Origin of the sequence: Streptomyces sp. NPDC058864 (assembly GCF_042742985.1) — a bacterium.
Classification (GTDB): domain Bacteria; phylum Actinomycetota; class Actinomycetes; order Streptomycetales; family Streptomycetaceae; genus Actinacidiphila.
Genome location: NZ_JBHYMQ010000133.1, coordinates 1 through 11,013 on the forward strand (window position 1 = coordinate 1; position 11,013 = coordinate 11,013).

Consider the following 11,013-nt stretch of genomic DNA (forward strand, 5'->3'; position numbering starts at 1 on the left):
CGGCCTTTTGGGCGGTGGCGGGGCTCCGGGTCAGGGAGGGCCGGGTCCCGGGGGGGGCACCGCCGGGTACCGGGCCGTCCGGACGATCCCGCGTGCGGCTCCCGCGGGCCGTGGACACCGGGTTGTAGCGTGATGCGGCATGAGTCCCAGTTCGCCGCTCTCCGCGGTCCCCCGGCTGGCAGGCGCGGTCGTCGTCGGAGCGGCCGCCGGCGCGATCGTCGGCGGCGTCCTGACGGACGGGTCGCTGGGGGTCCTCGCCGGGATCGCCGCCACGGAGACGGTCTTCGTCGTGACGGGCTGGCTCGTGCTGTGGCCGATGGACTCGGCCGCCACCCACCGCAACGCCCGGCGGGAGGACTTCCGGCCGGTCGTCGAGGAACTCGTGGTGGTCGGCGCGGCCCTGTGCGGGCTGCTCGCCATCGTCGTCCTGCTCCTGCGCGGCGGCTCCGACCGCGGCCACACCGCTGCGGCGACCGCGCTGGGCGGGGTGTTCATGGCCTGGGCGGCGCTCCACCTGATGTACGCCGCACGCTACGGGTACCTGTACTACGCGGCCGCGGCGGGCGGGATCGACTTCAACTCCCCGCACCCTCCGACGTACCGGGACTTCCTCTACTTCAGCTACAACCTGGGCATGACGTACCAGGTCTCCGACACGGACGTCTCCAGCCCGGCGATCCGTGCGACGGTGCTGCGGCACTCCCTGCTGTCCTACGTCTTCGGCACCAGCATCCTGGCCACCACCATCAACCTGGTCGCCGGGATGGTCACCGGCTGACCTGGGGTCGCGCGCTTTTACCCCGAGCCCAAAATCCCTGTCAAGTCCCGAATTGCAGCGACATGACGCCGGGCGTCGCGCCCGGCTTACTGGAGACATCGGGCCACACCCCCCAGGGGCGGCCCACCGGACACCACCGGAACCCCTCCACCATCGCTCCCGAAGGACAACGACCATGGCCAGCAACCGACGCACCAAGCGCCTCGTCACCCTCACCGCCGCGACCACCCTGGCCGCCGGAGGGGCACTGCTCCCCGGCACCGCGTTCGCCGCCACCACACCGTCCGAGGCGCACGCGGCCGTCGCGAAGACGTCCGGCCGGGGCGGCGGTCACGGCGGCGGCTGGGGACACGGGGACAGGGGATGGGGGAACGGCGGCTGGAACCACGGCGGCAACCGCCCGAACGGCAATGGCAACGGCGGCATCATCATCGTCGTCGGCAACAACAACTCCACCAACGTCAACAACGGCACCATCAACAACGGCGTGATCCTGGACTGAGCCTCCGACGACGTCGGCGCCGAACCGCATCGAACCTCCAGCACCTCCGGACAACCCGGGGGTGCTGTGCCCGTTCCGCCACGCGTTCGGCCGCCGGACGGGGCCTCCCGGGGGTCACCCCTCGGAGCAGACCTCGTCGCCCGGCGAGGTGCGCACCCGGGCCAGGAGTCCGCGGAGCGCCACGATCTCCTCCGGGGACAGGTCGCCGAAGAGCCCCCGCTCGACCTCGTCCACCGCGGCCCGGGCCTCGGCCAGGACGCCGCGCCCCCGGTCCGTGATGGCGACGATGTGCCGGCGCCGGTCGGACGGGTCCCGACGGCGCTCGACGAGCTGCGCGGACTCGAGGTCGTTGAGGATCGCGACCATGATGCTCGGATCCACCTCGAGCGCCGCGACAAGACCCTGCTGCCCCATGGAGCCGCACCCGCCGAGCAGCATCAGCGTGGCTCCCGCCCGCGGCGCCAGGCCGCAGGAGCCGAGGGCGCGCTGGACACGACTGTTGGCAACGGCGCCGTGCCGGGCCAGCAGAAAACCGAGCTGCTCCAGCGGGTCGCCGCCGGCAGCACCCTCAACCGCGATCTCGTTCACTGCCATGCGTCCATGATAGCGCGGTGCCAACGATCGTGATTCGCGGTTAATCCATGAGATTCAACGATTACGGGAACCGTGGGACGCACGCCGCAGGCGCGGGGGCGCGCGGCGCGCGACGCAGGACGCCGCCACGGCCGACCGGCACATGGGCGAGCACCCGACCCGCGGCAGCCGGCCCGCGGCCGGCCGGCTCCGCCGACACCCGGCAGGTGTTTGCGCCCGGGTTATTCCACTTCTCCGGATTCCTTGCGCGAGGCGATGGTCACACCCCACAAACGATTGACCGCCATCAACCATCTGTTAGGTTCCATCCATCAGCGATTCACAGCGACGCCGGCCCCACGGACCCAGCGCCTGCGAACCAGGAGCCCCGCCCCGGCGGCCCCGCGGAATCGCCCCCGCACGACGGGGACCGGCCCACCGGCCGGACCGTCGTCCGACGCCCCGCACACCGGGGCACACCAAGGAGAGACCAGTCATGAACAAGTGGACGCGCATCATCGCAACCTCCACCGCCTCGGTGGCGCTCGCCGGCACCGCCCTGCTCGGAGCCACCGGTTCCGCCTCCGCCGCTCCCCGGCCCACCGGCCACGACCGGCAGATCGCGACCGTCAGCAGCACGGCCTGGGACAGGTCCGACGACCGCGCCGGATACAACGACCGGCGCTGGAACGACGAGATCACCCGTCACCACTACGACTACGGCCACCACGCCGTGCAGTACTGGCACGGGTACGACGGCAAGCTCTACCGCTTCGACGGCCACCGCCTGGCCCGCTGGAGCCACGGCCACTGGGTGACCGTCTGGCTGTCCTACGGCCACGGACCCGTCCGCTGAGGCGCGACCGGACCCGGCGCACCGCGCCGGACGGACCACGAACACCCCGGCGACCGGACGACGTCCCGGCCGCCAGGCGGGGAGCCGCACCGTTGCCGAGCCGCCCGTCCTCGCTCGGCCCGGCACCGGCCGGCCCCCGCCCGCTTCCGAAAGACCCGGAGAACACCATGCCCAAGACCATCCCCGCGGCGAAGACCGGCGGCCTGCTCAACAACGCCTTCACGGCGGTGCGACGCCTGCAGACCCCGACCACCGCCTCCGGCACCGGACGGCACCGCGGCCGGCCCGCCAGTGAACGCCGCGCCTCCATCGGCGCCCCGGGCATCGGCGCGCACCGCCGCCCGCTCGACGCCCCCGGCCCCGGCACCGCGGCCGCCCGCGACTGAAGCACCGCCGTCGCCTCACCGGACGGCCGCGGCCCCGGCACACCAGTGGCCCGCGCCCGCGCCCGCACCGGGGTCCACACCCCGACGCGACGACGAACTCCGGCGCCCCTGCGACGAGTCGGGGGCGTCTCCCGCGTAGACCGCGCCCGCCCGGCACCCCTCCGCGCAGGAACAGCCCCGCCTCCCCGTCCCGGCCCTTCCGGACAGGGAGGCTTTCCGCGTTTCTCCCGCACCCCCCGGGCGCTGCCGACCCGCCTCGCCGCACATCGCGACACCCCGATGACGGCGAAGGCGAGGCACCCCAGTCATGCGTCAACTCCGCGCTCAGGCAGCGGAGTTACCTTCCGCACACCCACCGACTTTCCAAAAGTTAGCGGCTAATCCCCTCTTTGGCCCGCCGTACCCGGGTGCTCCACGGTGGAGCCGTGGGACCCGCAGCTCGCACCCCCCGGCGACGCGGGCCACCGGGCTCCCCGGCTCAGTGACGCCGGGGAGCCGCCCCACGGGGACACGAACACGCCTGACGCGACTGGAACTTCACATGGCTACCCTGCTGCACCTCGACTCCTCCCTCCACTTGGGCTCCGACTCCCGCTCCCGCACCGTCGCGCTGACCTTCCGTGACGCATGGCAGGAACAGCACCCGGACGGCACCGTGGTCCACCGCGACCTCGCCGCGGACCCGCTCCCCCACCTGGACGTGCACGGCTTCTCCGCGGCCTTCGTCGACGCCCCGTCCCGCACCCCCCGGCAGGAGGCGGCCTTCGCGAGCCGGCTGACCCTGGTCGAGGAACTGGAGCAGGCCGACGCCGTGCTCCTCGGCGCCCCGATGTACAACTTCACGATCCCCTCGACCCTCAAGAGCTGGATCGACCACGTGCTGATGGTCGGCCGCACGACCGGCGACACCTCCAGCGTGAAGGGCGTGCCGGTCACCGTCATCGCCAGCCGCGGCGGCTCCTACGCCCCGGGGACCCCGCGGGAGTCCTCCGAGTACGTCCAGAACTACCTGCGGGCCATCCTCGGCGAGTACATGGGCCTGGACCTGGACTTCATCGTCCCCGAACTGACCGCGGCGGCGTCGAACCCGGCCATGGCCGAGCTCGTCCCGCTGGCCGAGGCCTCCTGGGCCCGGGCGCTGGAGGACGCGGCCACCAAGGGCAAGGAGGTCGCGCAGCGCCTCAGGGCCGCCTGACGAGCTGCCGTGTCCTGCCCCGCGCCGGGCAGGACACGGCCCGCCTCCCGGCCGTCCTGGTACCGGGAGGCATAGGAACAACGTTCCGTGGCCGGAGCGGCCACGTTGACGCAGCCTTGGCCGTGTCCAGCACACCGCGCACGGCCTCCCGCCGCGGCGGCCCCCGCCCGTTCGGAAGACGCACATGAGCAACCAGACGACCACCCATCGCACCGCCGGCCCCGCTCCCGCCCCCACCCCCGATCCAGCCCCCTCCCCCGCCTCCGCCCCCGACGCGCGGGAGTCCGGCATCGACGGTCTGGCACACCTGGTGGACGACCTGGCGCACGCGATGGCCACCACACCGGAGGCCGTCCTGGCCGGCATGTCGGACGACGTGCTGAACGCCCTCTTCCTCCTGCACGTCCCGGAGCAACCCGGCCACGGCCCGGAGTCCGGCGACGCCCCGGAGCCCGGGCGGAACAGGGGTACCGGGTAAGGCCCGCCTCACCTGCCAGCTTTCCTCCAGAAATGTACATTTACATGGTGAACGACCGATTGGCGCTGCTCGCCGCCGTGGAGAAGGGCATCGCCGAGGGCGAAGTGCTCCGGCTCGCGCTGCAGCACGCGGTCGCCGAGCTGGACGGGCTGGGCGGCACGGTCCACCTGTGCGGGCCGATGTCCGCACTGCGCCTGGTCTCCACGGTCGGGCTGTCGTCGGGGTCGGTACGCCCCTGGGAGATCATCGACCAGGAGAGCCCGGCCGTCCCCGCCCGTGCGGTGCGCCGGCGCGGCCGTGTGTGGGCCGCCGACGGATCGGCCGGCGCCGTCCGGCCCGGGGTGGGGAAGGGGTGGCCCGGCACGGGGCTGGCGTCCGTGGCGCTGTCGGACGGCGTGAGCTCGGTGGGGTCGCTGACCGTCGTGACCGGCCCGGCCGGGGAGCCCACCGAGGAGCAGTGGCGGTTCCTGGAGGCGGTGACCGCCTGGGCCCAGGAACGGGTGGACCAGGCCCCGCCCCCGACCCGTCCCACGCACGAGGAACCCAGCGGCAGCCGGCTGCGGCAGGCCCTGAAGGCCGTCGAGGTCGGCACGTGGGACTGGAACATCCGCACCGGCGAACTTGCCTGGGACGACGCCGCCATGGCCGTCTACGGCACCGACCCCGCCGACTTCGTGCCCCGGGTCGAGAGCTGGATGAAGGTCGTCCACCCCGACGACCTGCGGTGGACGCTCGCCGCCGCCGAGAAGGCGATCCGGGACCGCGGGGTGTTCGAGGCCGAGTACCGGGTGCGCCGGCCCGACGGCAGCTACGGGTGGACCGAGACCCGCGCCAAGGTCGTCCTGGACGACAGGGGCGAGCCGTACCGGATGATCGGCACGGCCTGGGAGAGCAACGAGTCGCGGTCCGCGCGCGACGCGCTCAGCCGGGCCCTGCGGTACATGAGCGACGGCTTCCTCTCCGCGGACGAGGACTGGCGCATCACCTTCGTCAACCTGGAGGCCGAGGACGTGCTCGGCTCCTCCGAGGAGGAATTGTTCGGCCGGGTGCTCTGGACGCTGCCGTCGCTCCGGCAGGTCCCCGGGCTGGAGTCCCGCTGCCGGGAGGCCGCGGCCAAGTCGGCGCCCACGAGCTTCGACGTACGGATGCCGGACACGGGCTCCTGCTACCAGGTCCGGCTGGTCCCGCTGCCCGACGGGGTGACGCTCTACTTCACGGACGTCACCGAGCGCCGCAGGCACGAGGCCGAGCGTACCGCCGCCGAGCGCGCGGCCGGCGAACGCGCCGCCCGGATCGCCGAACTGACCGCGGCCCTCGCCAAGGCGACGACCTCGCGCGACGTGGTGGACGCCGTCGCCCAGCGGGTGCTGCCGCCGTTCGGCGCCACCGGGCTGCTGGTGCAGGCGCTCGAGGACGGCAGGGCCTACAACGTGGGGTCCGTCGGCTACCCGCAGTCCTTCCTCGACAACCTCCAGGGCCGCCCCCGGGGCGCCAGCGACCCGGTGTGGGACGCCATCTCGACCAGCGGCCCGGTGTTCGTCTCCTCCGCGGAGGAGTACGCGGCGCGCTACCCGGCGATGGCGGACCGCCCGCACCTGACCGGGAAGGGCTCGTGGGCCTTCCTGCCGCTGAGCGCCTCCGGGCTCACCTTCGGCGTCTGCGTGGTCGCCTTCGACCGGCCGCGGCACCTGACGGACGAGGAACGCACCCTGCTCAGCGCGATCAGCGCCCTGGTCGCGCATGCGCTGGAACGGGCGCGGCTGTACGACGCGGAGCACACCCGCTCCCGGGAGCTGCAGAGCGCACTGCTCCCCCAGGAACTGCCCGGGCTGCCGTCGTGCACCCTCGCCGCCCGCTACCTGCCGACCGAGCAGGGCGCGGACGTCGGGGGCGACTGGTACGACGTGATCCCGCTGTCCGCAGGCCGGGTCGCGTTCGTCATCGGCGACGTGATGGGCCACGGCCTGTCCGAGGCGGTGACCATGGGACGCCTGCGCACGGCGGTCCACACGCTGGCCGGCCTCGAACTGCCTCCCGACGAAATCATGGGACACCTCAACGACATCGTCGGCGGACTCGGCGCGGACTCCTACGCCACCTGCCTGTACGTCCTCTACGACTCGACCACCGGCACCTGTTCGGTCACCCGTGCCGGGCACCCCCCGCCCGCGGTCGTCCATCCCGACGGGACCGTGCGCTTCCCGAAAGCGGCGCCGAACCCGCCCCTGGGAGCGGCGGAGCAGCCGTTCGAGAGCGTCGAACTGCAGGTCCCCGCGGAGAGCCTGCTCGTGCTGTTCACCGACGGGCTGGTCGAGTCCTCCGAGCGGGAGATCGACGAAGGGCTGGGCGACCTGGCGCGGCTGCTGGCCCACGCGGACGGCACCGACCTGGGTGCGCTCTGCGACACCGTCATCTCGGGCCTGCTGCCCGTCGGGCGGACCACCAGCGACGACATAGCGCTGCTCGTCGCCCGCGTCCACGCGGTCGCTCCCGACCGGATGGCCTGCTGGCCGCTCCCCGAGGACCCGCGGGCGGCGGGGATGGCCCGCCGGCACGTACGGGAGCAGCTGGCCGCCTGGGGACTGGAGGAGCTGACGCCGACGACGGAGCTGCTCGCCAGCGAGCTGGTCGGGAACGTCGTACGCCACGGCAAGGGCCCGATGACGCTCCGGCTGCTGCGGGACATCGACCTGGTCTGCGAGGTCTCCGACGACAGCCTGACGATGCCCCGCATCCGCCACGCGTCCGAGACCGACGAGGGCGGCCGCGGCCTGCAGCTCGTCGCCTCCCTGTCCCAGCGCTGGGGCACCCGCTACACCCCGAACGGCAAGTGCATCTGGACGGCGCAGCAACTGCCCGACGCCGACCCCGGTGCCGGCGTGCCGTCAGCGGAGCCGTTCGACTTCGACGCCGTGCCGCCGCTGCAGTGAGCCTCCCCGCCCCTCAGGGGGTCAGGACCGGCCGAAACCGTTGAGGAAGGCGTCCACCACGAGATCGGCCGCCTTCGGGGGCTCCACGTCGGCAAAGCGGTGGGAGACGGTGTCCACCAGCTGGTCGAGGACCGCCCGCGCCCACTCCGGGGCGGCATCGGGGCGCAGGTGCCCCTCCTCCACGGCGCGCCGCAGGAAGGCGTCCAGTCGCGCGCTCTGTTCCGCGCGCCGGCGGTCCGCGTCGGGGTCCTGCCGCATCATGCGGCGCGTGTCGAGCGGCCACTCGCGGCTGACGGGGACGATCCCCTCCACGTAGCGGTGCAGGGCGACGGGCACGGGCGCCTCGGTCAGCCGCGCCTCGTCGAGGACGCGCTCGGCGGAGTCGAGCTTCGCGTGGAAGACGGCGCTGAGCAGGGCTTCGCGTGTGGCGAAGCGGCGGTGGACGGTCGTCCGGTCCACCCCCGCCGCACTGGCGATGGCCGACATGGAAGTGCCCGGGTCCTCGGCGAGCAGCCGGGCCCCGGTGCGCAGGACGACGGCGAGGTTACGTGCGGCATCGGCTCTCATGATGGCGCTCATGCTAGCAGCGAGTCGCAATTAGACGTACATCACCCTCACTGCCGCTGCAACAGGAATCAGTAGTGCTACATTGGTGTTGCAGTTAGCCGACGAGCTTCCACAGTTGCCTCGGTTCCGGCCGTCGGTCCGGGAGCGCTCGTCACAGGACAGGAGGAACGTTCCATGACACGTACGTGGCTGATCACCGGTGGTTCGCAGGGACTCGGCAGGGCCCTCGCGGTCGCGGCGCTGGAGGCGGGCGACCGGGTCGCGGTGACCTCGCGCAGGCCGGAAGCACTCGCGGACCTGGCGGAGGAGTACCCCGGGCGGTTGCGGAGCATCGCGCTGGACGTCACCTCGCCCGCGCAGGCCCGGCAGGTGGTCGCGGCGGTCGTCGAGCACTTCGGCGGCCTCGACGTCGTGGTCAACAACGCGGGCTACGCCACCAACGGCACGGTGGAGGACTTCCCGGAGGACGAGTTCCGGGCTCAGGTCGAGGCGAACCTCTTCGGGGTCGTCAACGTGACGCGAGCGGCGCTGCCCGTCCTGCGCGGCCGGCGTTCGGGGCACTTCGTGCAGATCTCGTCCATCGGCGGCCGCGTCGGCGGCACGCCCGGGCTCAGCGCCTACCAGACCGCCAAGTTCGCGGTGGCGGGCTTCTCCGAGGTCCTGGCGAACGAGGTGGCTCCGCTCGGCATCAAGGTGACCATCGTCGAGCCGGGCGGCATCCGCACCGGCTGGGCCGCCGGCGCCGCGCTGACCTCGGGCCCGATCGGTGCCGACTACCAGGAGACCGTCGGGCGGTGGCAGGAGCGGTTCACGGCCTACAGCGGCCACGAGCCGGGTGACCCGGCCCGCATGGCCCGGGCGATCGTCGGTGTCGTCGGCGCCGAGGAACCCCCGCGCCGCCTGCTGCTCGGCAGCGACGCCCTGGAGATCGCGCTGGACGCGGAGGAGGCGCGGCTCGCGGAGGCCAGGACCTGGGCGCACGTCAGCCGCTCCACGGACCACCCGGCCGCCTCCCCTTCCGCGTGACAGCGCGGCCCGGCCCTTGCACTTCCCGACACCCTTTCCCCACTACCGGAGGACATGACAAATGATCATTCGTGACAGGCTCTACATCGGCGGCTCCTGGGTGGCCCCCAGTGACCCGGACCTCCTCCTCGACATCCGCTCCCCCCACGACCAGTCCGTCCTCGGCCGGGTGGCCCAGGCGGCCGACGCGGACGTGGACGCGGCCGTGGCCGCGGCGCGCGAGGCCTTCGACAACGGGGCGTGGCCGCGCACCGACCCCAAGGAGCGGCAGGAGGTGATCCGCCGGGTCAACGCGCTGCGCGAGGCACGGGCCGACGAGATCGCTGCGACGATATCCGCGGAGAACGGTTCCGCGGGCTGGTTCACCAGGGCCGGGCAGCCGTTCCTGACCCGTCAGGTCGAGGCCTACCTCAAGGCCGCCGGGGAACTCGGCTGGGAGGAGGTCCTCGCGCCCTCCGACCCCTCGCTGGACTTCGACACCGTCGTCAGGCGCGAGCCCATCGGCGTGGTCGCCGCGGTCATCCCCTGGAACTCGCCCTTCTCGGCGGCCACGGCGAAGCTGACCCCGGCCCTGCTGGCGGGCAACACCGTGGTGCTGAAGGTCTCCCCGGAGAACTCGCTGAGCATGATGCGGCTGGCGGACCTCTTCCACGAGGCGGGACTCCCCGAGGGCGTGCTCAGCGTGCTGCCCGCGGACCGGGAGACCAGCGAGCACCTCGTCTCGCACCCGGACGTCGACAAGATCGCCTTCACGGGTTCGACCCGCGCCGGCCGGCGCATCGCCTCGATCGCCGGCGAACAGCTCAAGCGGGTCAGCCTGGAACTGGGCGGCAAGTCCGCGGCCGTCGTCCTGGAGGACGCCGACCTCCCCGCCGTGATGCAGGGGCTGCGCTTCGGCTCCCTGGCGAACAACGGCGAGGCCTGCATCCTGCAGACCCGGATCCTGGCGCCGCGCGGCCGCTACGAGGAGGTCGTCTCGGCCCTCAAGGAGATGGTGGAGTCCCTGAAGGTCGGCGACCCCTCCGAGCCGGACACCTTCATCGGCCCCATGATCCGCCGCGACCAGCAGCAGCGCGTCATCGACTACATCGAGCTCGGCATCGAGGAGGGCGCCCGCCTGGTCACCGGCGGCCCCCGGGTACCGGCCGGGCTGGAGAAGGGCAACTACGTCACCCCCACCGTGTTCGCGGACGTCGACAACGGCATGCGCATCGCCCAGGAGGAGATCTTCGGCCCGGTGCTGGTCGTGATCGCCTACGACGACGAGGACGACGCGGTGCGGATCGCCAACGACTCCGACTACGGCCTGTCGGGAGGCGTCTGGAGCGCGGACCCCGAGCGCGCGCTCGCGGTCGCCCGCCGGCTGCGCACCGGGACGGTCACCGTGAACGGCTCCCCGATGAGCTTCGACGGCCCGTTCGGCGGCTACAAGGCGAGCGGCATCGGCCGCGAGTACGGTTCGGTCGGCCTGACCGGCTACGTCGAGCACAAGACCATCACCCGCAGGCGGTGACCGCGGCCGGGCCGGGTCCGGGAGGTGCGTCGCGCGCCCCCGGCCCGGCGGTCACCCGGCCGCGGCGGCACACGGGCCATCAGGAGCCGTCGGCGTGGAGGTTCTTGACCTTGGTCCAGTCACGGCTGCGGCGACCGGGCAGATACGTACTGGTCAACCGCTTCGCCACCACCCCGTCGTACCCCTCCTGCCGGATGTAGTGCAACGCC

12 protein-coding genes are annotated in these 11,013 nt (G+C 72.9%); 9 read left to right on the plus strand and 3 right to left on the minus strand.

The genetic code is table 11. The annotated features are described in order from the left end of the window. Window positions 1-139: 139 nt before the first annotated feature. Both ACFW3D_RS41495 and ACFW3D_RS41500 read left to right on the plus strand, forming a co-directional pair. Window positions 140-778, plus strand: coding sequence for a DUF1345 domain-containing protein (locus ACFW3D_RS41495; RefSeq protein ID WP_500513623.1), 639 nt, complete (start codon window positions 140-142; stop codon window positions 776-778). Between the two features lie 175 nt (window positions 779-953). Then, window positions 954-1,280 (plus strand): hypothetical protein, encoded by a 327-nt coding sequence (locus ACFW3D_RS41500; protein WP_500513624.1) that lies wholly within the window; start codon window positions 954-956, stop codon window positions 1,278-1,280. A gap of 114 nt (window positions 1,281-1,394) precedes the next feature. On the opposite strand, the gene ACFW3D_RS41505 is transcribed toward ACFW3D_RS41500, so the two are convergent. Next, window positions 1,395-1,874, minus strand: a complete 480-nt coding sequence (locus tag ACFW3D_RS41505; protein ID WP_500513625.1) for a MarR family winged helix-turn-helix transcriptional regulator — start codon at window positions 1,872-1,874, stop codon at window positions 1,395-1,397. Window positions 1,875-2,349: 475 nt separating this feature from the next. Here ACFW3D_RS41505 and ACFW3D_RS41510 point away from each other — a divergent pair, with 475 nt between their 5' ends. The 5 genes from ACFW3D_RS41510 (at window position 2,350) to ACFW3D_RS41530 (ending at window position 7,698) form a co-directional block, all read left to right on the plus strand. Continuing rightward, a complete protein-coding gene (locus tag ACFW3D_RS41510; RefSeq protein ID WP_500513626.1) occupies window positions 2,350-2,709 on the plus strand; it encodes a hypothetical protein in 360 nt (119 codons plus the stop codon). 167 nt (window positions 2,710-2,876) lie between these two features. Continuing rightward, the gene (locus ACFW3D_RS41515; RefSeq protein ID WP_500513627.1) at window positions 2,877-3,095 is read left to right on the plus strand and encodes a hypothetical protein; all 219 of its coding nucleotides are present in this window, start codon (window positions 2,877-2,879) and stop codon (window positions 3,093-3,095) included. Between the two features lie 541 nt (window positions 3,096-3,636). Beyond that, entirely contained in the window at window positions 3,637-4,290 is a 654-nt protein-coding gene (locus tag ACFW3D_RS41520) for an FMN-dependent NADH-azoreductase (RefSeq protein ID WP_500513628.1), read from the plus strand. Between the two features lie 184 nt (window positions 4,291-4,474). After that, window positions 4,475-4,768: a hypothetical protein gene (locus ACFW3D_RS41525; protein WP_500513630.1), complete on the plus strand. Its 294-nt coding sequence runs from the start codon at window positions 4,475-4,477 to the stop codon at window positions 4,766-4,768. Between the two features lie 32 nt (window positions 4,769-4,800). Continuing rightward, window positions 4,801-7,698, plus strand: a complete 2,898-nt coding sequence (locus tag ACFW3D_RS41530; RefSeq protein ID WP_500513631.1) for a SpoIIE family protein phosphatase — start codon at window positions 4,801-4,803, stop codon at window positions 7,696-7,698. A 21-nt stretch (window positions 7,699-7,719) separates the two neighbouring features. Here the strand turns inward: ACFW3D_RS41530 and ACFW3D_RS41535 are convergent, their stop codons facing one another. After that, complete coding sequence (locus ACFW3D_RS41535) at window positions 7,720-8,265, minus strand: TetR/AcrR family transcriptional regulator (protein ID WP_500513632.1); 546 nt, start codon at window positions 8,263-8,265, stop codon at window positions 7,720-7,722. A 174-nt stretch (window positions 8,266-8,439) separates the two neighbouring features. On the opposite strand from ACFW3D_RS41535, the gene ACFW3D_RS41540 reads away from it, so the two are divergent. Then, on the plus strand, window positions 8,440-9,291 hold the full coding sequence (locus ACFW3D_RS41540; protein ID WP_500513634.1) for an oxidoreductase: 852 nt from the start codon (window positions 8,440-8,442) through the stop codon (window positions 9,289-9,291). A 61-nt stretch (window positions 9,292-9,352) separates the two neighbouring features. Further along, window positions 9,353-10,804: an aldehyde dehydrogenase gene (locus ACFW3D_RS41545; protein WP_500513635.1), complete on the plus strand. Its 1,452-nt coding sequence runs from the start codon at window positions 9,353-9,355 to the stop codon at window positions 10,802-10,804. Between the two features lie 79 nt (window positions 10,805-10,883). Here ACFW3D_RS41545 and ACFW3D_RS41550 read toward each other — a convergent pair whose 3' ends face one another. Then, window positions 10,884-11,009 (minus strand): ATP-dependent DNA ligase, encoded by a 126-nt coding sequence (locus ACFW3D_RS41550; protein ID WP_500513636.1) that lies wholly within the window; start codon window positions 11,007-11,009, stop codon window positions 10,884-10,886. Between the last annotated feature and the right edge of the window lie 4 nt (window positions 11,010-11,013).